General features: G+C 45.7%; 18 protein-coding genes, 1 tRNA gene and 2 riboswitches. Of the genes, 15 read left to right on the forward strand and 4 right to left on the reverse strand.

From position 1 onward, the window contains the following. Positions 1-2: 2 nt before the first annotated feature. Positions 3-1298 (forward strand): tetratricopeptide repeat protein, encoded by a 1296-nt coding sequence (locus ACXACM_RS10000; RefSeq protein ID WP_474821465.1) that lies wholly within the window; start codon positions 3-5, stop codon positions 1296-1298. A gap of 60 nt (positions 1299-1358) precedes the next feature. Here the strand turns inward: ACXACM_RS10000 and ACXACM_RS10005 are convergent, their stop codons facing one another. After that, a complete protein-coding gene (locus ACXACM_RS10005) occupies positions 1359-3311 on the reverse strand; it encodes a GNAT family N-acetyltransferase (RefSeq protein WP_474824297.1) in 1953 nt (650 codons plus the stop codon). A gap of 75 nt (positions 3312-3386) precedes the next feature. Here ACXACM_RS10005 and ACXACM_RS10010 point away from each other — a divergent pair, with 75 nt between their 5' ends. Then, positions 3387-3815, forward strand: a complete 429-nt coding sequence (locus ACXACM_RS10010; protein ID WP_474821466.1) for an acyl-CoA thioesterase — start codon at positions 3387-3389, stop codon at positions 3813-3815. 10 nt (positions 3816-3825) lie between these two features. Here ACXACM_RS10010 and ACXACM_RS10015 read toward each other — a convergent pair whose 3' ends face one another. Next, positions 3826-5628, reverse strand: a complete 1803-nt coding sequence (locus tag ACXACM_RS10015; RefSeq protein WP_474821468.1) for a helix-turn-helix domain-containing protein — start codon at positions 5626-5628, stop codon at positions 3826-3828. Positions 5629-5807: 179 nt separating this feature from the next. Continuing rightward, a riboswitch (cyclic di-GMP riboswitch) is annotated at positions 5808-5891 on the forward strand. Positions 5892-5935: 44 nt separating this feature from the next. Here ACXACM_RS10015 and ACXACM_RS10020 point away from each other — a divergent pair. The 7 genes from ACXACM_RS10020 (at position 5936) to ACXACM_RS10050 (ending at position 11756) form a co-directional block, all read left to right on the forward strand. After that, entirely contained in the window at positions 5936-6586 is a 651-nt protein-coding gene (locus ACXACM_RS10020; protein WP_474821469.1) for a hypothetical protein, read from the forward strand. Between the two features lie 144 nt (positions 6587-6730). Next, positions 6731-6833, forward strand: a riboswitch (TPP riboswitch). A 56-nt stretch (positions 6834-6889) separates the two neighbouring features. Beyond that, positions 6890-8941, forward strand: coding sequence for a TonB-dependent receptor (locus ACXACM_RS10025; protein WP_474821471.1), 2052 nt, complete (start codon positions 6890-6892; stop codon positions 8939-8941). Positions 8942-8953: 12 nt separating this feature from the next. Further along, positions 8954-9211, forward strand: coding sequence for a YkoF family thiamine/hydroxymethylpyrimidine-binding protein (locus ACXACM_RS10030; RefSeq protein WP_474821472.1), 258 nt, complete (start codon positions 8954-8956; stop codon positions 9209-9211). A gap of 4 nt (positions 9212-9215) precedes the next feature. Beyond that, complete coding sequence (gene pnuC, locus ACXACM_RS10035; protein ID WP_474821473.1) at positions 9216-9836, forward strand: nicotinamide riboside transporter PnuC; 621 nt, start codon at positions 9216-9218, stop codon at positions 9834-9836. After that, a complete protein-coding gene (locus tag ACXACM_RS10040; RefSeq protein ID WP_474821474.1) occupies positions 9811-10590 on the forward strand; it encodes a phosphotransferase in 780 nt (259 codons plus the stop codon). The genes pnuC and ACXACM_RS10040 overlap by 26 nt, the downstream gene beginning before the upstream one ends. Before the next feature lie 114 nt (positions 10591-10704). Then, a tRNA-Trp gene (locus ACXACM_RS10045) sits at positions 10705-10781 on the forward strand. A gap of 156 nt (positions 10782-10937) precedes the next feature. Next, positions 10938-11756, forward strand: a complete 819-nt coding sequence (locus tag ACXACM_RS10050) for a hypothetical protein (protein WP_474821476.1) — start codon at positions 10938-10940, stop codon at positions 11754-11756. Between the two features lie 17 nt (positions 11757-11773). On the opposite strand, the gene ACXACM_RS10055 is transcribed toward ACXACM_RS10050, so the two are convergent. Further along, positions 11774-12910: an alkene reductase gene (locus tag ACXACM_RS10055; protein ID WP_474821477.1), complete on the reverse strand. Its 1137-nt coding sequence runs from the start codon at positions 12908-12910 to the stop codon at positions 11774-11776. Positions 12911-13190: 280 nt separating this feature from the next. On the opposite strand from ACXACM_RS10055, the gene ACXACM_RS10060 reads away from it, so the two are divergent. Together ACXACM_RS10060 and rimI are read left to right on the forward strand one after the other, a co-directional pair. Beyond that, positions 13191-13658 carry a hypothetical protein gene (locus tag ACXACM_RS10060; protein WP_474821478.1) on the forward strand — a complete coding sequence of 156 codons (468 nt, stop codon included), beginning with the start codon at positions 13191-13193 and terminating at the stop codon, positions 13656-13658. Beyond that, complete coding sequence (rimI, locus tag ACXACM_RS10065; RefSeq protein WP_474821480.1) at positions 13659-14102, forward strand: ribosomal protein S18-alanine N-acetyltransferase; 444 nt, start codon at positions 13659-13661, stop codon at positions 14100-14102. A gap of 30 nt (positions 14103-14132) precedes the next feature. Here the strand turns inward: rimI and ACXACM_RS10070 are convergent, their stop codons facing one another. Then, complete coding sequence (locus ACXACM_RS10070; protein ID WP_474821481.1) at positions 14133-14435, reverse strand: hypothetical protein; 303 nt, start codon at positions 14433-14435, stop codon at positions 14133-14135. A gap of 361 nt (positions 14436-14796) precedes the next feature. Between ACXACM_RS10070 and ACXACM_RS10075 the strand changes: the two genes are divergently transcribed. The 4 genes from ACXACM_RS10075 to ACXACM_RS10090 are packed head-to-tail and all read left to right on the forward strand — an operon-like array spanning position 14797 to position 20369. Then, entirely contained in the window at positions 14797-15519 is a 723-nt protein-coding gene (locus ACXACM_RS10075) for an ABC transporter ATP-binding protein (protein ID WP_474821482.1), read from the forward strand. Then, positions 15516-16943 (forward strand): ABC transporter permease, encoded by a 1428-nt coding sequence (locus ACXACM_RS10080; RefSeq protein WP_474821484.1) that lies wholly within the window; start codon positions 15516-15518, stop codon positions 16941-16943. The genes ACXACM_RS10075 and ACXACM_RS10080 overlap by 4 nt, the downstream gene beginning before the upstream one ends. Further along, positions 16940-18214 carry a DUF3526 domain-containing protein gene (locus tag ACXACM_RS10085; RefSeq protein ID WP_474821485.1) on the forward strand — a complete coding sequence of 425 codons (1275 nt, stop codon included), beginning with the start codon at positions 16940-16942 and terminating at the stop codon, positions 18212-18214. Before ACXACM_RS10080 ends, ACXACM_RS10085 begins: the two co-directional genes overlap by 4 nt. A gap of 31 nt (positions 18215-18245) precedes the next feature. Continuing rightward, complete coding sequence (locus tag ACXACM_RS10090; RefSeq protein WP_474821486.1) at positions 18246-20369, forward strand: TonB-dependent siderophore receptor; 2124 nt, start codon at positions 18246-18248, stop codon at positions 20367-20369. The last annotated feature ends 142 nt before the right edge of the window (positions 20370-20511 follow it).

Genomic DNA, 20511 nt, shown 5'->3' on the forward strand with positions numbered 1-20511 from the left:
TCATGAAACTACGTACATTTAAAATGTCCGCCGTTGCTTTAGTCATGGGTTTTGGTGCTGCGATTGCAGCGCCAATGGCCGCTGCGCAGCAAGCAAACGCTGCGCCGCCCTCTGGCCCTGTTGTTTGCCCTGGCTATGTTAAGGGAAAAACCACACTGGTAGGCGAGCGCACTGGTAAAAAGGTTCAACAGGCCTTTGAAGCCTATAACGAAGATCGCGTTGACGAAGCTATTGCAATCCTCAAAGACGTTGATCCGAGTGATGACTTCGACAAGGCTTACGTGAACCGATTTGTAGGGAACCTTATCGCTTCTCAGGAAGGTAAAGGTCAGGAAGCGTTCGGTTACCTTGAGCAGTCAGTTAATCCTAAGGTTTTAAACGATACTGAGCACTCGCAAACGCTTAAGTTACTTGGTGACTTAAGTATGCAAGAGCAAAAGTATTCCGAAGCGGTTAGCTACTACGATAAGTGGATGGATTTTACTTGTAAGAAAGACGCACAAGTATACACCCGCAAAGCGCAAGCGCTGTACGAACAGAAAAAATTCGATGAAGTTATTCCTACTGCTGATAACGCAATTGCGTTAAACAAGCAGGAAGGAAAGCCTGACAAGAACCCTTATTTGTTGAAATTGTCTGCTTTCTATGAAAGCAAAAAATTCCCTCAAACGGTTACTGTTGCTGAGGAATTAGTAAACTTATTCCCAGACAATGCAACCTACTGGATTCAGTTGGCCAGCTTCTACATGTTAGTTGAGCGTTTTGACAAAGCTGTTCAGACTTTTGATATTGCTTATATGGCAGGCTACTTAGATAAAGACAGTCATATTAAGCAACTTGCGTCATTGTATGCGAATGCGGGTAACCCCCACAAAGCCGCAAAAGTACTGGAAAAATATCTCAACAGCGGTTTGTTGAAAAAAGATGCTGAGATGTATGCAAGTCTTGCGAACTCTTTCCACCAGGCGAAAGACTATAAAGATGCTGCAAAGTATTACGGTAAAGCTGCTCAGGTTGATTCTGACCCAGAGTATTACCGTAAGCAGGGCACATTGCTACTCGTAGCTGAAGATTACCGTGGCGCAATTACAGCGTTAAATAATGCGTTGGAACGCGGTGTAGAAGACGAAGCAAAAATCCATTTCTCTTTGATGGAAGCAAACTTCTACCTGGGTAACTACAAGAAAGCTTTTGAGCACGTGCAAATTGCTAAGAAAGATAAGTCATTACGCAGAAATGCTATCGCGTGGGAACCTTATATTAAAGATAAGGCGAAAAACCGCGGCATAAAAATCTAATGTAATGCCAGAAAGATAAAAAGCCCCGCTCTAGCGGGGTTTTTTGTACTTGTCAGTTTTTTAGAAGGTGTTTGTTAGGATCTCTCTTGTAAATTCAATCATGTCCCTTTTACTGCTAAACCCGGCTTCACGTGAGATCCTCGTTAGTTCCCATGTATTTTCAAGTCCAGTGAGGATCATGTGCATAACCGAGTTGGTTAGGCGCGTTTTAATCCAAGCGCTGGTATCATATAAATGGGTAATGCTTCTTGTTCCTACACAAAATTGTCGTATTCGTGTTAAGTGAGTGCTTTCTGGCGTGTTTGAGAACAAGCTATTTATTAATGTTTCCCCCGAAGGTGACAGCGCTTTACCATAAATATCACTGATTAATCCCGACGATTTATCTTTTTTACTTCCGTGTTTTAGTAGTTTAAAACCGTTTTTTTCCCAAAATTGTTTTAGTCTTGTTGTAGCACCAAAAGAGACAGTCATAAAATAAACTTCTTCCTGCCAGTTATACTGACATATATACGTCATCATGGTTTGTCCAATGCCTTGATTTTGCATATTGGGGTGTACCGCTATTCTGTTAATCCTCAAACTTTGTAAGGTGGCAAATTCTGAATTGGTAGACATCAGTGCCAGCGCCTGGGCTGCGAGGTGACCTTTCACCCTGCGCTTGCCGCTTGCGATGTCGTTACTTACTTCTTGTAATACTGAGCCACCTTCAAGTTCAAGAATGGCTACTGCTACAACCTGTGTACCACTGTATGCCAAACATAACTTGTTGTTTGGGGAATCGATGAAGCGCACAATATCATCAGGTGTGGTTTGGTAGTGGGCTTCTCGCAACAAAGCCATTATCTGTGGGTAAAGGTGGTCGCTACAATCGTCAAGTGTGGTTATCGAATAATTGAGGTCTGTCTGCCTGGCTACTATGGCAGGTGAAAGCGGGGCTAAAGGGGCATCTTGGAACAACAGTGCATCAATAATGTGTTCCAGTGGGTCGTTCTTGTGCCATCGAACTGGCGTCTCTAGTGTTATCACCGGCACTTTTTTAACGGTGATGACTTTCTCCCGCAAGCCTTGTCCAGAGCCTTCATATCCGTCAGTGGTGGATGAAAGGATCACAAACTTATGGTATTGAATTAGTTTGTTTAGCACCGGTACGGGTATGCTGGCCGCTTCGTCGATGATAAGCACGTCCAGGTTTAAGCTCATGAGTACAGGGTTATCAAGGGCATACCAGCTAATCTCCAGGGCATCCTCACTGCGATGCTGTTTTATAGCACTGAACAAGTTATTCGTTTGCGCGCGAATGGAGGACGTAACAGCAACGCGCTTTGATTTTCCCGCTAAAAAGCACGCTAACAAACCGAGAATTGTCGACTTTCCCCGACCTCTTTTAGCCAGCATGGCAACGCACCGGCTGCCACTATCATATTCGTTTAAGATTTGACTGAATGCTTTCTCCTGACAGTTGGTGGCAAACCTTGTCGAAGGGCGATAAATATCATTTGTTTTAATCGCACCAGGAAGTTCGCACTGTGTGGCAGACAGTAAACCTACCCGGGGTGACTCAGTTAGTGTCGATAGCATGAACTGTGTAAAGGAACTTTGTTTTATGCGCCAGCCATGGCTGAGAAAGTGAGGCGAGGTTACGCTAGGGTGTAACGGCCAGGCGGCATTTGGGGGGATGAGTAAAATAAATGTTCCCCCTGCGTGTAAGGTGCCCGCTACGGCAGCCATTCCACTGAGCCTAAAGTTGTCCAGACAATTTACAATGACAAAGTCAAATTCGCTCCCTAACAGTTGTTTATACTGTGCATATGGGTATCTTTGAGTTATCCATTTGTGGTTTGTGTCAGTCATCTCTGTACCAAGCCAAGCGACAGTGGATGACGCTGGTTTCTCAGATAGAGATCCTTGAAGTGTATTAAATACCCAGTCGGTTTCGCCGCTTATTATCAGGATCTGTCTGTGATAAGCGGAAAATGATGCCGAGAGGGGAGAAAATAGCCAATCAGACACAGTTGTCAAAGCTAATCCTACATAAGTTACGTATAATACTAAGTTTATTTTATCCTGAGTTTACGAGGAATTCGAATGCGGTTTTTATCCCGACGATTAGTTATGCCAAGTGATTTGAACTATGGCAATTCATTATTTGGTGGCCGGGCGATGCAGTGGATAGACGAAGAAGCTGCGATTTTTGCGATTTGTCAATTGGAAACAAATTGCCTGGTAACAAAGCATATTGGTGAAATTACGTTTGAATCCCCCGCGTTGCAGGGCGATATTGTAGAATTTGGTCTGGAAACAAAATCTGTAGGAAGAACCTCAATTACGGTGACGTGTTTGGTGCGAAACAAGGCGACTAAAAAGAGTATTTGTCTGGCTGACGATATTGTTTTTGTCACCCTGGATCCTGAAACCAGAAAGCCCATTCCCCATGGTAAAACACTGGAATCGTTAAAAGCGCAAACTGAGGAAGAGATGCGCAGTTTGAATCTCGTCATCACCAATCAGGAGTAAGGTTTAGGTGTCAGGCAACCGTCTGATACCATTTCGTGACGATTTCCTCCATCCTTTCAATTTGTGGGGCGCTAAGCGATGCCGCGCCACTGATGTCTTCTATGCTGTCCCGGTGAGATGATAAAGTGAATGCCACGTTATGACAAAACCTTATTTGGTCGGACAAACTGTGGTTTTCATTTTCACTGTTGTCTTGCTGGCAAAGCTTCCATAATTGTTGGTTAACTGCACTTTGAAAACCCCAGCGAAGAAGCATTAACGAGGTTGCGCCATAAAGGCAGATCCCGTAACTTTCGTTAATTTTTTGCAGGAAATCTTCAAACGAATCAGCGTCTTCCCAAAGTGACAGTGCGCCATCCGCAAAGAGACATTCATCATGAAATACAAGGAATAAGGATAAAGTACCAAACAAAAGAAGCTGTTTAATTTGTTCGGTCTGATCTTCATTGTATGACTGATAAGAGAAAACTTGCTGAAAGAGTGAGGCGCTTAGTAACATACCGTCGGTGAGCGTGCCAACATTACCAAACCTGCATTGGGCTGATAACAACTGCTGGGCAGCAAAAATAACAGCTAGATTGCGAATATTGCCAAGACCGAGGTTGCGACCGATAGCCTGTTTGAGGTTTTTGGGCGGGCTGCCGTAAATAGCGCGGCTGGCCTTACTCATAACGTGGGCTTGGAATATTGGGTCTTTTTCGATAATGCTGACTACCAGCTCCAGAGTCATATTATCTTCTTCAATATCTAACAGTGTTTGAATGGAATGAGGAAGCGGTGGCAGATTTTCCACCACATCTATCAAATTACTATTGCCTTTTTGGAAGCGTAGACGACTTCCTAGTTGACGCAACTGACCTGCGCTGATACCAGCGTGTTCTTTGAAACTTCTTTCAAAAGAACGACGATCGGAAAACCCTAGTTGAGCCGCAGCGTCATCGGTTTTGACACCACTTAACAGTAGATGACAAGAATTATCGTGAATGTGCTCTTTTAACATGGAGCTAAAGGAAATGGACTCCTGGCGAAGTTGCCGCCGAAACGCTGACTCCGTTTGTCCAAGTTGCGTAGCAACCCACTCTGAGCGAATTCGAGCCGGACTCGCCGCACGCTGAAATACTTCCTTTACCCGCTGTTTTAAAGGCATTTCTTCTTTTGTTTCCAGTGTTGACTGCAACATTTTTTTGATGGATTGAGAAAAATAAAAAGAAGGTTGCTTACACCACTTGGTGTCAAAGACTAGCTTAATTGTTTCCTGGCCTGATTTTAGTTCGGCCTTACTCAGTGCACCTATTAAAGCCGATTGCTCAAGGTGTGGTATTTCAACACAAGCAAAGTCAAATTTTCTGCCAGCAAGGTGGCGAAAAAGCGCCAGCATGAAGTAGCATCTGAACTCGGTAACTATTGTGTGGTGTCCGGGCTTAAACAGAAGTGTCGTGGTGCCCATGTTCTCTTTTACTGTGAAGTCAGCCTGGGGCCCAAGAATGTGCGTATACTGCTTGCCAAGTACGTGCAGTGCGTCGTCGATATGCTTACTTGCTGTAAGTAACACTACCAGGTTACTCATTTTGTTGAAATCGATGTATCCGATTAGGGAGCGACCAAATTGGGCTTGATGCTCAAGGGGGCAAAGAGAAAGCAGCAGCTTCGCGAGGGTAGTTTCAGAAAACTGTTCTTCCTCGAGTTGATGGACACTCTCTAATAACGTTGCATCCCGCTCGTCACTAATGCCAAGATCACGTCGCTGACTTAATAGCGCACGAATTATTGCTGACCAAAATAAGCCCTGATACTGCACGTTTACTCCTGTCATACTGCCTTCATCCCTTTATTTACAAAGAATATAAGAATTCTAAAGAGGATGACAGTGCTAATGAAATTTTCTTGTATGTACAGATCTGTAGCATATAAAAAACAGAACTGTCCTGTTTACCTTGCGCTCCCCGCTATATCCTTTCAACCGTCGATACATTCTCTGGTCGTCACACCAGAAGTTCGTACAGCCAAACTTACTGTGAAGTAAGGACGGAAAGCCACGGGTCTTAGTACCGCCATTAAGACAGCCGGGTTGCAGTGCATGTTTTTAACATTTTACAGGCAACACTGCTCAAGGAACACAAATGAAATTTAGCATGAAAGCCGCGGCTCTGCTGACGACAATATTCGCATCAACAGCTAACGCAGGCATTATAAACAGCTACGATATAGATTTTTCTGCTCAAACTCTAACTGCTCACCAGCAAAACGGTGGTTCATATACTACGTGGGATTACAACGGTAGCGTACTGAACCTTAAAGAAGATGCGTGGTTTACGCTGAACCTGAATGATGCCTTTGGTATTTCAAGTTTAGATCTGGACAACGTTAGCACCAACATCGAGTTGTCGTTTGATTTCAGAACTAAGGCTAACAGCACTGATTCTTATTCAGAAATCGCTGGTATCTGGTTAGCAGACTTCTCCGGTGGCGAGCAAAACAACGACGCTAGCCGGACCTTTAATTTTGAAGGAACACAAAACTTTGGGTTAGACGATATCGCCTATACCGGTGCGGGTAGCTGGGAAACCTTTACCATCAAACTTGATGACTACATGTCCGGCATCATTACCGACATCGTATTCCTTAATGACTGTGATGCAAACGCCGGTTGTAACAACCTTGACGTTAGATTCCGCAATGCTTCCATTTCAGAAGTCAGTGAACCAACCGCCATGTCACTGATCCTTCTTGGAGTGGGCTTTATGGGATGGCGCGCAAGACGCCAAAAATAAGGGCTCACCAGCCCACCTCGCCCGCAACGTCACATGCGGGCTTTTTTACATCTCTGCAAGTGGTCTGCCGACTTGACTCAATCGTCATAGTTGGTAGACTGCTCCGCGATATTTCCAAAGAGCGCAACTGCTCCCACGTTATATTCTAAGGCCAAGGGGTGCCGGTATTGTCCGGCTGAGATCCACAATGGGAACCCTTTAACCTGATCCGGATAATACCGGCGTAGGGATGGTGACAATACAATTTTGGTATCCTGATACTTGCCGACATACCGGGTCTTTTTACTGCTAAAGAGATCCTCAATGAAAAAAAACGCTGTACTCATCGCTTTACTCTCCGTGCCTCTCTGGGCAAATGCCAATGATGATATTGAACGTATCACGGTAACTGGCGATTTCCGCCAACTCACTCTAGACCAATTAAGCAGCAGTGCGTCCGTCATTGGAGCTGAGCGACTGGATAGCCGGCAGGCGATGCATATCGAGAACATGCTAAATGTTGCTCCAAATGTGAATTTTACCCGTGGTGCGTCAAGAGGACGTTTTGTTCAAATTCGCGGCATAGGCGAACGCAGTCAGTTTTCCGAGCCTCTGAATCCGTCTGTTTCTTTTCTGGTAGACGATTTCGATTTCTCAGGGTTAGCGGCAGCAGGTGTGTTGTTTGATACTCGCCAGGTAGAGGTTTATCGCGGACCACAAGCAACCAATTTTGGTACAGGTGCCCTGGCTGGTGCTATAAAAGTGGTAAGTAACGAACCCGGTGATGAAGCGGAGAATCACCTGGAGGTTAATATCGCCAGTCAATCGTCGTTTCGAGTTGAAGGTGGCTATGGCGTCGCCGTTAATGATGGGGTAAATCTGCGCGTGGCAGCCGTTCACAATAGCAGTGATGGTTTTGTTGAAAATATTTATCTGGACCGTGATGATACCAACGGGTTGTCTGAAGACGCGGCGCGCGTTGGTCTTGATTGGGCGATATCTGATGACACCACAGTTGTTTTTAACTATCGCTGGTATGACATTGATAACGGCTTTGATGCCTTTTCCCTGGATAACGACAACAAAACCCGGTCGGATGAACCTGGATTTGATCGCCAGCAGACTCACGGCGTAAGCGGGCATGTTTACCACAACATGGATGCGGGTTTACTGGAAGTGATATTAACCCACGCAAGTCATAATATTGAATATGGTTATGACGAAGACTGGACTTTCACGGGTTTTCACCCCTGGGGTTATACGTCTTTTGATGCCTATTACCGCGACGTCGAACAGCAAAGTGCAGAAATCAGATTCAGCAGTGCTGACAGCAATACCTTGTTCAACAACACAACTTCGTGGGTCATCGGAGCGCGGGTAAATCACAGTGAACAGGATTTAACCCGCCAATACACCTATCAGGACAGTGATTTCGCCAGTGTGTTCGAACCGGTGACGACGGCAATTTATGGTCAGCTCGACACCCGATTAACCGAACAGCTCACCTTTACCAGTGCACTGCGTTTTGAGCAGTATGCCTATGACTACGAGGATAACGCCGGAGTTTCTCACGATGAAGATACTCTAATGACCGGCGGCAAGCTGGCGTTGACTTATCAGCAGGGCGAGCATTTCTACTACGCCAGTGTATCCAGGGGCTTCAAGGGGCCGGGTATTAATTACGATGAACAGGTTAGTGAGAACCGCCGCTTCTTTGATGCTGAATATAGCTGGAACTATGAAGTAGGTTTTAAAGGCAACTTTAGCGATGACCTGTCGCTGCGTGCAGCGCTCTTTTATATGGATCGTGATAACACGCAAATCAGCGATTTCGAGGTACAAACCCGTGATGATGGTTCAGCCGCCTTCATCGATGTGATTGCCAACGCTGATATTGGCACAAACCAGGGAGCTGAGGCCGAATTAAGCTGGCGAGCCACGGAACAATGGCAGTTGCAGATTGCCCTTGGTTATTTGGACGCGACCTTTGAAAACTATGAAAGAGCCGATGGCTCAGTGGTTGAAAAGCGGGAGCAGGCACAATCTCCGGATTATACCGCTAATGTGTTTAGCCAGTACTGGTTCACTGATTCCATTTCCTGGCGGGTAGAGATGGATTATAAAGACAGCTACGGTTTGTCTGACGGCCATGACGAAGTGGCTCCCACAGCTACGCTGTTCAACACGGATATCAGTTGGCAAAAGGGGCCCTGGACGACCACGCTGTGGGTGAAAAATGTTTTTGACAAAGTTTACTACGTGCGCGGATTTGGCGGTTTCAGCAATGATCCAAGGGACGAATATGCCTTCAACGAACCCTATTTTCAATGGGGTGACGGTCGACAAGTGGGTATCACAACCCGCATAAGCTTTTAGGGAGTAGAAAATATGCAAGTTATGGTTGAGCTATCATTGTATCCGTTGGTCGATGCGTACATTCCGCCCATTAAGTCATTTATAGAGCGCTTAAACAGCTACGATGGCATTACTGTCACTACGTGTTCCACCAGCACTCAGGTGAGTGGTGACTACCAAGCAGTGATGGGCATATTGAGCGCAGAAATGCAGCGCACCCACGAAGAGGTTGGGCAGGCTATTTTTGTCGCTAAGTTTTTAAACTTCGACGCTATGCAGGCGAGAAAATAATATAATGGCTGATTTTATCACCGCCCTTGTTACGCAATTGAGCAATACCTCGTTGGCTGAAGGCTGTGCGGTGATACTGGCCTTGGCCTATGTGGTACTGGCGGCAAGGCAAAGCCGCTGGTGCTGGTTGTGTGCGTTTCTCAGTACCGCCATTTACACCTGGTTGTTTTGGCAGGTAACACTGCCGTTTCAGGCAGCGTTAAACCTTTATTATATGGTTATGGCCGGTTATGGCTATTATCAGTGGAACCGACAAAGTGACACTGAAGCTCGTGTAGTCTCATGGCCATGGTTCTATCATGCGCTCATGATCCCGGGGTTACTGGCTATCGCTTGGGGGTTATCCCAATGGGCAGAAGGGCAGTTTAATAGCGAACACTTGTTACTGGACGCCAGTATTCAGGTAGTCAGTGTGGTAACGACTGTCATGGTTGCGCACAAAGTATTACAGAACTGGTTGTATTGGTTCGTCATTAACGCGTTATCGTCTTACCTCTACTTCCAAAGTGGTTTAGCGTTATCTGCTTGCTTATTTTTTACTTATGTCGGCTTTTCAGTGTACGGCTATGTTGAATGGCAAAAGCAGTGGAGGGGGCAATGTGCTAACGCACAAGTCACTTCTTGATAATTTGGTCCATCCATTAGGGTTGTCTGTCGGCGCTACTTTACGACCTGTGCGCCAGGGTGACGTTAATACGGTGTACAAATTATCTGATGGCACACATTGTTTTGCTGTTAAAGTGATGGGGCATAGCGATGTGACCGGCGTCGACCACGAGTTACAATTTGCCTTACAAAAACGACTTGCTGATAAAAAGCTAGCGCCAATACCCTTGTGGTTAAGCCCTGATAAGTCGATTTGGGTTGAGCAGTGGATATCCACTCGACGAGATAGATCTGAACCAGATTCGGTTTATTTGCTCGCTCAAGCACTACATCATATTCACCGCAGCAGCATTAAAGCCCCAGTACTCAACCTGGGCCAGCGTTGGCGCAGGCATATTCAATGTGCAAAACCTTCACTGCCTTCACACATCACATCGAAAGCGGAGGCACTAATAGAACTGCACAATCTGGACAGCCACGATGATCCCTCATGGGTTCTGTGTCACAACGACCTATCTGTTCCCCATATATTAGACGCGAAGACCCCTGTGATAACTGACTGGGAATATGCAGCGTCAGGCAATCGCTATTTTGATGTGGTCTCATGTGCAAAGATAAACGGGTTGTCCCCTTCAGCACAACACAAGTTATTTACTCATTACGCAAGTCTTGCCGAGCTTTCAAAAAGCGAGGTGTTAAAAGGGTGTGAAGAGCAAGAGCCAGTGGTTGAGCTAACAGCCACACTTTGGCAGGCCGCTGTCGATTGTGATTAGAGGGGATAGTTGTCGTCTTTTTGTCCACATTGAGTGATTGCTAAGCAAAGGAAAGAAAATGCTCACAAAAACCCTTTACCTTTGGTATCTCATACGTATAATGCACTGCGCGCTAGGGGTGTAGTTCGAATTGGTAGAACAGCGGTCTCCAAAACCGATGGTTGGGGGTTCGAGTCCCTCCACCCCTGCCACTTTCCTCTCTTTTTATCTTTGTAATTCATCTTACGTTTTTCTCTAATGAGTTCAAAACAATTGAATAGCCTTGCCCATTCCCGAGGAATAAGGTTTGTTCCACAGTATTTTTTACGATAGTTTCTGACGGTTTGTATGAACCTGAAGGAGTAATTGTGAGCCCCTATATTTTTTTGATGAGTCAATTACTGAGCTTTCCATTGCAACCTGATATTCAGCTTGATGTGACGAAATCAGATGAAGTCCGCCCCTGGGCATTTATAGCACCTCACGAAAATGAGCACGTAGGCAATGCATACTTAAAGCGACAGGTCGAAAAATTCGGTGGTATTTTTGCTGTGCTTAAACAGAACGGGCGACGCCATATCACGCTTGTTGTTGATGAACACGTTGTAGAAGTCGACCCCAACCGGATTTTTACTGGACCCGGTCGTATTAGTACTCTTTCGAAACTCAATCCCGAATTAGCTGCTCACCCTTCATTACTGGCCAAGGCAGAAAAGCGGGCAGAAGCGCTGGCTGAATTTATGCTCAAGGCAATAAATGCCAGCGAAGCATCCAGTTGGATTGCCATTCACAATAATACCCAGGGATATGACGACGATGGGCATGGCGGACGGGGCACTATTTCCATCCGGCGATATCAGAAAAAATTGGACAGTGGCGCTAATTACCTTATTCGCGTGCATGATGCAGGCAAGGACGAAGATGATTTATTTTTTATTACCGAAAGCGCCGATTATCAGGTGATGAAGGACGCTTCTTTCAATGTAGTACTACAAAACCCGGATGTGGGGCACGATCCTTCTGAAGACGACGGATCTTTATCCGTGCTCGCGGAAAAACAGGGGCGACGTTATGTCAATGTGGAGGCCGAACGGCAAGATGAAGACGGCTTTGGTGATGATCATTTTGTGCAACAGCAGGCTATGATTGATTTGCTTTTTACTATATTAAAGAACGAGCGCCCTTAGGCGGGCGCCGTCATTTGTCACATTTTCGTCGAAGGGGTGAACGATTCCAGTTCGTTTATTCCGTTTCTTTCACGGTAAGTCGGGTAATCCGTGTAGCCTTCTTCGCCAGAACCATACCATGCAGATGGGTCGTCAAAGGGGGCTAACGGGTAGTCGTGTTTGAATCGAGTTGGTAAATCCGGGTTCGTGATCCACGGTCTTCCATAAGCAACTAAATCAGCATCACCCGATTTAATACGTTCTTCACCATCTTTTTTCGAATAGCCGCAATTACCAATGATCACACCATCATAAACTGCCCTGAATTCCGCCAGCGTCATCGGCTCACCTTTTTCGTGAAAACCAAAGCCCAGGCCGTCCATAATGTGCAGATATCCAATTTGCAATTCGGCAAGTGAGGTAGCGACATGGGTAAAGGTTTCTCTGAAGTCACTTGCTCCCATGTCATTAAATACGCCATTTGGTGACAATCGCACACCGACTTTTTCCGGCGGCCACACTGTCAGCACCGCCTCCATGATTTCGGCAAGAAAACGATACCGGTTTTCAATGCTGCCGCCATAGTTATCAGTTCGTTTGTTGCTCCTGCTATCGAGAAATTGATTGATGAGATAGCCGTTAGCAGCATGGACTTCAATTCCATCGAAACCAGCGGCCTTCGCATTTTGAGCTGCCTGTTTATAGTCGGCAATTGTGCGTTGTATATCCTCATGGGTCATCGCTCTGGGTACTTCGTAAGGCTTCTTACCTTTTGACGTGTGAATTTCATCACCTTCGATCTTTACTGCAGAAGCTGACAGCGGGCGTTCCCCATCGTGGAAATCACTGTGAGAGGCACGTCCGGTGTGCCATAGCTGCAATACTATGGCGCTGCCTGCTTCATGCACTCTGTCGACCACAGAGCGCCAACCTTCAACCATTTCTTCAGCGTAGATACCTGGAGAATCAACCCAACCAATACCTTCTTTGGATATCGCAGTGGCTTCGGTGATGAGCATGCCAGCTTCAGCCCGCTGAACGTAGTGATCACCCATGATTTTATTGGGAACACGGGTGGGGCCGGCGCGACCACGGGTCATAGGGGCGAGTACCATTCTGTTTTTGAGTTCGCGGTTTGCCCATTTTAAGGGCTGGAATAACACTGATCCTGTCATAAGATACCTTGTTTATTAACGGAGTCGGTACGTGGTGACACACGTATTTTTTAGATATTTTTGAAAGCGAAATTTTCATGATTTACGATTACTCAGGTAATACGTTGGTACACTTGGGAATGGTTCAACCAGGGTGATTAGTGCTAATAGGTATAAGAAAGTCAGCGAAAATCTATTCTTTTGTGATCTGCTGTTTGAGAGTACGTCAGAAGTATTCGCTGGTGTGATTTTTTCGCCGTTTTACTTTATAGTACCGTTATTATTTTTATTGAAATTTGCTATGTCTTCTTTTCTTACTCCCTTTCAGCAGGCCGTACTTCAGGAAATGGGTATTCCAGTGTGGGTCGATAACCAAGTCGTTAAGAATACGACCGGTACACCTGTTACTGAGGTAACGTCTCCGCGGGAGGTGACGTCTGGCTATGAAACCTCAGGCTCTGAACGCATTGCACAATTACGCGCTGTGTTGGGAACTAAGACGACATCAGTATCGCCGCAGCAAGCGACGACCGACGGGCACATTAAACAAGAGTCTCAGTCTGCAACACCTTACGACAAGTCTTCTCTGGGAGCGATGGAAGCTGATATCTTAGGGGCAATAGCCTATTGTCAGGTTTCTGTTTCAGAAAAGTGGCTACAAGGTCAGCAAGTTGAAATAGCAGACGGTAAGTTGTCGCTGCCGGTTAAAGTGACCATTGAAGATAAAAAGCAATTGTGGCAAAAACTAATTAGCTTAAGCCGTCAGTAAATGTCAGTGCTTGTTACTGCTATGGGTAAGGAGTATCTCGCCCGTGCTTACGAAATTCACAAAGACAGTGTGTTTTCCCCCTGGAAATTTGAAACCTTTGAAGACTGTACGCTTACACCTTATGAAGGGCTGGTGGCGTTGCAAGAAGGGCATGTAGCTGGTTATGCATTATTGTTGTTCGTTTCTGTAGAGGTAACAATAATGGACATTGCAGTGAATGCGTCAAAACGGGGAACAGGCGTTGGCAAAGCGCTGATGGATGAAATTGTGGCGTTGTGTCAGGCTCGGCAGAGTGAAGAAATTTGGTTGGAGGTGCGAGCCGGCAATAACGTGGCTATTGGCCTGTACAAATCATTTGGGTTCGACACGATTGAAATAAGAAAAGGTTACTACCCCGCCGCTGAGGGCAGGGAAGATGCTGTTATTATGAAGAAATGCCTCTAAGCAACATTTCGCTATAAGGCTGAGACCGTTTTAGCAGCCGTCTTCCGATTCAACTTCATCCTGGTTGTCAAAGGGAGACACCTCAGCGATATCTTCCACAACACCTTCAATATCATCACTGGTGATATCTGGCATCTCAACCACTTCGTCTTGTGTTTCCTCTGTAGTCTGTGTCGGTGTAACGGTTGGTGTCGCAACTGATACGGTTGTGGTTACACTACTCGTACTGCCACTGTCACCACCGCCGCCACCACAAGCGACAAGGGTTAAACTAATCGCACTGCCCAGTATTAGAACAATAGTACGCCGGAGCACTTCAATTTTCATCATCATGGAAACGTCCTTTTCTTGTTACTCTTTTTGATGATGTAAGCGTGACGTTTTTCACCCGTTAACTCAAGCTATTAGCGTCCTTTTTAGGGTATGCCTACCTTCTAATGGGTATTAATTTTTATCCACGTATCTGCCCCTGTTTCCAGCCAGAATTGTCCACACGTCAGCGGCGCTAAAATATCTGCGATGGCCTGGCAATAGAAATAGAAATTGAGTGGGATGACTGCCTTCGCGAGCTTTAGTTTTTTATCGTAAATATGTCTTATTCTGGCGAAAATACACTTGAAAGCATTATGTTATATTGTATCATGGTTGCGTTGGGAGCCTTCTATTTCATACCTATCACATACAGAGTAAATAAATGCAAAGTGAAATCATTGTTGCGTCGTCTTTGTGCGTTCGTTTTAACGAGCAAGCTGTTTTAGATGATGTCAGTTTTACCGTCAGAAAAGGCGAAGTATTTGCACTATTAGGCGGTAATGGTGCAGGTAAGTCAACCACGTTGAAAACCTTCCTTGGTACGGTACAGCCATCATCGGGCAGTGCAAAGGTACTGGGCATGTCTGTCGCCGATGAGATAAGCACTATTAGAAGTAAAGTTGCCTATTTACCTGAGTCAGTCACCCTGTACGGACACCTCTCCGGAGTGGAAAATATCGAGTATTTTCTCTCCCTTGCTCAAATAACCCGTACCTCAGATGAAATATCGGACGCGCTGAATCGTGTCGCCCTGCAATCTGCAGCCTGGAACCGAGCGATGAGTGATTATTCCAAGGGAATGCGTCAGAAAGTGGCTATCGCCCTTGCATTGTTGCGGGAAGCTCCTGTGTTATTTTTAGATGAACCGACATCGGGTTTAGATCCGAATGCTATTGATGAGTTCAACCAACTCATCGCTGCGTTGGCATCGGAAGGCACCACGGTGTTTATGGTGACTCACGATGTATATGGGGCGTGCCAGATTGCCCACCGCATTGCTTTGTTAGATCAAGGTAAAATTGTCGGTTCGTTCGAACGCGGCGAGTCATCTCATATCGACACGGAAGCTGTACACACTGCGTTTTCCGCGAGAAACAAACGATGAGCGTGATTAGTCAAATAGCCAAAGACGAGTGGCGTTTTTGGAAGCGAACAAAAACAGCTACAACCATACTTATCATCGGTATAGTGCTAACTGTAATTTCCGCTGTGGTAAATAGTATCCAAATGGAAAAGGCCAGTCATGAAAGGGAGCACTTCCAGTCTGCTTCAGAAGCGCAATTTTTAGATCAGCCCGACCGCCATCCCCACAGAATGGTACACTATGGCCACTACGTCTTTCGCGCACCATCGCCGCTCAGTATTATTGAGCCCGGTGTTGATGCCTACACAGGTACCTCCATTTTCCTCGAGGGGCACAGGCAAAACAGCGCAGTTTTCTCCGATCAAAGACAAGCATCAGGGATGACACGCTTTAGCAGCTTAACGCCGAGCTTTTTGCTACAAGTTCTTGTTCCGCTTTTTATTATACTGATCGGTTATGCCAGTGTTAGTCGGGAAAAGGAAGCAGGCACTCTGAACATAATGATAACTCAGGGTGTGAATCTTTGGCATTTGTTGTTGGGGAAATACCTGGCATTAGCGGTTAGCGGTCTACTGATGTTGTTGCCACTTGTGCTAGCTGCACTCTGGGCAACAACCAAAGGAGAATCACTCTCGCTGACAAGTAGTTTTGTTGTAGGGTATCTGCTTTACATTCTGATATGGAGTGGCATTGTTTTAGCCATTTCCGCACAGAGCAAAAAGAACAGTGTGAGTTTTGCCACCCTGGTTGGTGTATGGATTCTCTTTTGTATTCTCATCCCAAGAATTGGCAGTTCAAGTGCTGCAGTGCTGGCACCTTCACCAGGTAAGTTGGAAACGGATTTAGCTGTCTATGAGGAAGTCCGTAGACTCGGCGATGGTCATAATGCTACATCTCCTGCATTTGAAAAGTTGAAGAAAAACCTGCTGATAAAATATAACGTTGACAGCATTGACGAGTTGCCAGTTAACTTTCGCGGCACCGTTGCAAAATACTCGGAGGAACAGCTCACCAATATTCTCAACAAGTTTGCCGAAAAGCGCATGGATGAAGAGCTGTCACAGGCAAAAATTGCCCGTCAATTTGGTTGGCTCACGCCTACTACTGCTATTCGTTCATTATCTATGATGATTGCTGGCACCAGCCTGGAAACCCATCACAGATTTTTGCGAGAAGCTGAAAAACTCAGATTTGATTTTGTCCAGTCATTGAATCAGGTGCATCAGGATAGTCTGGATTACAAAGCCGATATGAATCGTCACAACGATGATAAAGCTGCCCGTGTAAGTGCCAGTAACTGGCAGATCTTGTCGTCGTTCTCGTTTAAGCCAGATCCCCAAAGTGTGCGTTTAACGAATAGCATACCTTATTTTCTTCAGCTACTTCTGTGGGCTGGGCTTGTCCTTCTTGTTCTTATTATTGCAGTACGGAGAATGCGCCGATGAAGGTATTTCCAAATATAAGCCGGGAAGCCCGATTCCTTTTCAGGCAAAAGTACGTTTTAGGCATATTGGCCATTGTCGCTGCGCTATCCGTATTTGCCGTATGGTCTGGAATAAGTGAAATGCAAAGTCAGTTGTCCACCATAGAGCGACTACAAGAAAAAGATAAAATCGATCGGGATAGTGTCATCGAAGATCAATCAGACTATGGCATGGCGGCTTATTACTCGTTTCATTTAACGTATTCAGAGCCGTCTCCACTTGCTTTTGCCGCGGTTGGACAAAGAGACGTTTATCCGTGGAAACATCGCATTCGTATGCTGGCCCTTGAAGGGCAGATATATGAAACCGATGCTGATAATCCAGAGCTTTCATTTTTAGGTCGTTTCGATTTTGCGTTTATCGTCAGCATTCTATTGCCGCTTTTTGTCATCCTCTTGCTGCATGACCTGCGTGCCTCTGAACGGGAAACAGGACGTTATGACTTACTGATTACAACGGCAGTAAAGCAAAAGTATCTGTGGTTTAGCCGAGCATTTGTGCTGAGTGCGGCATTGGCACTGGCCATGTTAGTTCCGTTTGTTATTGGCGCAGTTATTTCTCGCGTTGCCTTTGTTGAAGCGCTATCGACTGTGATTGTCGTGGTATCCCACATACTTTTTTGGACCTTACTGATCCTTTGGTATACGTCAAGCAAAGTAAGTGCAAAACAGAGTGCGACTAAAATTGCTTCGGTACTCCTGTCTGTGTGGATAGTTGTTAGTGTATTGATCCCTGTTGGCAGCGACGTTGTCATTGATAGCATGGTTTCCAGCCCTAATGGCGGAGAGATCCTGTTAACCCAGCGGGAAGCGGTAAATGATGCATGGGACCTGCCTGATTCTGCTACCTGGGACGCGTTTTTGGCTACCCACCCGCAGTGGAAAGATCACATTGATATGGGGCCTACCTTTGAATGGAAATGGTACTACGCATTCCAACAGGTAGGCGATCAGAAAGTCAGTGATCTTTCAGAAGCCTATCGCCAGGCTACTATTGAAAAGGACGTGCTCGCGGGACGTTTTTCACTGCTGTCACCGTCCATGCTGACACAAAGGCTAATGTCTTCCCTGGCCAAAACAGACACACAAGCTGCAATGCAATATGAGCAGGATATACGCGCTTATCACAAAGCGTTACGGCATTTTTATTATCCCTTGTTGTTCAACAGAGCAGAATACAGTGTAGAAAAAATGTCTGAATTGCCAAGATTTTCTGATTATTCAAATCAATAAAAATAACTCTGTTTACGAGGAAGCACCATTCATGAGATGCCACATACCTGTGCAACAATTAAAACCACTGAGCTTCTGGGTCGCTCTTGCTTTACAGATACCCTTTGCCGTTCAAGCCGCCGATAGTGCCGAGTCGGCTGAAGATAATATGGAACTGATTGAAGTAAAAAGCATGCGTCAATCCTACCGCGGCAATGTACCTGCAAAAGATTTACCCCAAGCCATTACCACTATTTCCAATGAAACTTTGGAAATCACTGGAATTACCGGACTCACAGATTCCCTCGAACTGGTTAGCGGCGTAACCCGGCAAAATGACTTTGGTGGTTTGTGGGATATGTTCGCCATTCGCGGCTTTGCTGGTGATGAAAATTTGCCGTCCGCTTATCTGATTAACGGGTTTAGCGCCGGTCGTGGTTTTAGTGGAAATCGCGATACCTCTAACGTTGCTTTTATTGAGGTGCTTAAAGGGCCGACTTCTGCACTGTATGGCCGTGGAGAACCGGGTGGAACGGTGAATATTACCACCAAAAAGCCGGAATTCGAGGAATCTGGCTACGTTAGGTTCACGGCAGGTAGCTTTGCGCAATTTCGCACTGAAGGTGACTACACTAATTCATTGGCTGACAACCTGGCGTTCAGAGTAAATGGCGCCTTTGAGGATTCAGAAAGTTATCGGGATACGGTAGACAAGAGAAAAACGGTAATAACGCCGTCGTTTCTTTACCAGCTTAGTGACAACACCCTGATGAGTTACGAATTGGAATATCTAAAACAAGAAGCAGATATGGATCGCGGTATTGTGTTTGTACAAGACAAACCATTTTCATATTCCAACTTTTACGGGGAGCCAGCCGATGGCCCTGTTGAGATTGATGCTATCGGCCATCAGTTTGAACTTCAGCATGACTTTTCAAACGGCTGGGCGTTTAACGCGGGTTTAAGTGTGCGTACTTCTATGTTTGAGGGGAGTGTTTCTGAGCCTCGCTGGTATGACGCTGAGAATAATTATGTGGTTCGTCAACGACGTTACCGGGAGTTTGATGCAGAAGATTATTCTGGTCGATTTGAATTTAGTGGCAGTGCTGAGTTATTTGGTTTATCACATAATCTTCTTATCGGCGGTGATTTATACGAATACGAACTCGATAGATTAATCCTTCGCTATCGTCACTCGGGTGCGGAGGGAGACGGGGCCGATGCATTTGCAATCGATTACGACAACCCAACTTACACAGATGTATTGCCGGAGATGGGTCCAAACACGGACGATCTGGAAGAACAAAGTGGGCAAGGTGTTTACTTCCAGGATCAAATTGACTTAACTGATGCTGTGAAAGTCATGTTCGGTATTCGCTTCGATCATTTTGAGCAAGACATCACAAATCGTCGCACCGATACAAAAACAAGCATTTCTAAATCCTACTCGAACCCGCGGTTAGGCTTGGTATACGAACTGTCTGATGAAGCCCGTATTTATTCTAGCTATTCAGAAGGCGCACGGCCAAATTCCGGGGTCAATGCTGAAGGCCTTGGTCATGAGCCGGAAGAAAGTAAATCCTGGGAAATTGGCCTTAAATGGGAGTTAAGTGATCTTGGCTTCCAGGGCTCAACAGCTATATTTACTACAGAGAAAAATAACATTCTGGCAAGCAGCCCTGCAGGCGACGGTACGACAGAAGCCATTGGTGAAGCACAAAGCCAGGGTGTTGAGTTAGACATGTCATACAGTATTAACTCGGACCTGCAGCTTTCTTTATCCTATGCTTATGTGGATGCCGAAAATGCCAAAGAAATCACTTTATGGGATTACTATGTCATTGAAGAAGGTGCTCGCCTAGGTAATGTGCCAGAACACAGCGGTAGCTTAATGCTTCGTCAGTTTGCTGAGTTTGGCAATTATACTGGTAACGGTGGTGTTGTGATCCAATATGTAGGCACGCAATTGGGTGACTTTCTTGAACAGGATTTTGATTTGCCCAGCTATACTCTGGTGAATCTGTTTGTGAACGTGGATGTTACAGAGCGACTATCGCTTAATCTAAACATCAACAACTTACTTGATGAAGAGTATTACCAGAACTCTTATTTTGAGGCCTGGACTATGCCGGGTTCACCGCGAGCAGTAAAAGCCAGTGTAAAATACGCATTTTAATACGCTAAGCAGTCACGTGCGGCGGGTGTGTTGCCCGCCGTACGAGACGGTTTTGATCATTTTCAAATATTCACCATCGAAACTGGCTATCAGGAAGTGCATATTTTCTGGAACCACTAAGGAAGTGGAGCCCTTGCTTTAT

The sequence above is a fragment of the Alteromonas sp. AWQ4_252 genome (assembly GCF_056158205.1).

Bases quoted from the DNA above. Each gene is read 5' to 3' on its own strand.
- ACXACM_RS10000 (WP_474821465.1), top strand. From the start codon at position 3: ATGAAACTACGTACATTTAAAATGTCCGCCGTTGCTTTAGTCATGGGT.
- ACXACM_RS10010 (WP_474821466.1), top strand. From the start codon at position 3,387: ATGCGGTTTTTATCCCGACGATTAGTTATGCCAAGTGATTTGAACTAT.
- ACXACM_RS10015 (WP_474821468.1), bottom strand. From the start codon at position 5,628: ATGACAGGAGTAAACGTGCAGTATCAGGGCTTATTTTGGTCAGCAATA.
- ACXACM_RS10020 (WP_474821469.1), top strand. From the start codon at position 5,936: ATGAAATTTAGCATGAAAGCCGCGGCTCTGCTGACGACAATATTCGCA.
- ACXACM_RS10025 (WP_474821471.1), top strand. From the start codon at position 6,890: ATGAAAAAAAACGCTGTACTCATCGCTTTACTCTCCGTGCCTCTCTGG.
- ACXACM_RS10030 (WP_474821472.1), top strand. From the start codon at position 8,954: ATGCAAGTTATGGTTGAGCTATCATTGTATCCGTTGGTCGATGCGTAC.
- pnuC (WP_474821473.1), top strand. From the start codon at position 9,216: ATGGCTGATTTTATCACCGCCCTTGTTACGCAATTGAGCAATACCTCG.
- ACXACM_RS10055 (WP_474821477.1), bottom strand. From the start codon at position 12,910: ATGACAGGATCAGTGTTATTCCAGCCCTTAAAATGGGCAAACCGCGAA.
- ACXACM_RS10060 (WP_474821478.1), top strand. From the start codon at position 13,191: ATGTCTTCTTTTCTTACTCCCTTTCAGCAGGCCGTACTTCAGGAAATG.
- rimI (WP_474821480.1), top strand. From the start codon at position 13,659: ATGTCAGTGCTTGTTACTGCTATGGGTAAGGAGTATCTCGCCCGTGCT.
- ACXACM_RS10070 (WP_474821481.1), bottom strand. From the start codon at position 14,435: ATGATGATGAAAATTGAAGTGCTCCGGCGTACTATTGTTCTAATACTG.
- ACXACM_RS10075 (WP_474821482.1), top strand. From the start codon at position 14,797: ATGCAAAGTGAAATCATTGTTGCGTCGTCTTTGTGCGTTCGTTTTAAC.
- ACXACM_RS10080 (WP_474821484.1), top strand. From the start codon at position 15,516: ATGAGCGTGATTAGTCAAATAGCCAAAGACGAGTGGCGTTTTTGGAAG.
- ACXACM_RS10085 (WP_474821485.1), top strand. From the start codon at position 16,940: ATGAAGGTATTTCCAAATATAAGCCGGGAAGCCCGATTCCTTTTCAGG.
- ACXACM_RS10090 (WP_474821486.1), top strand. From the start codon at position 18,246: ATGAGATGCCACATACCTGTGCAACAATTAAAACCACTGAGCTTCTGG.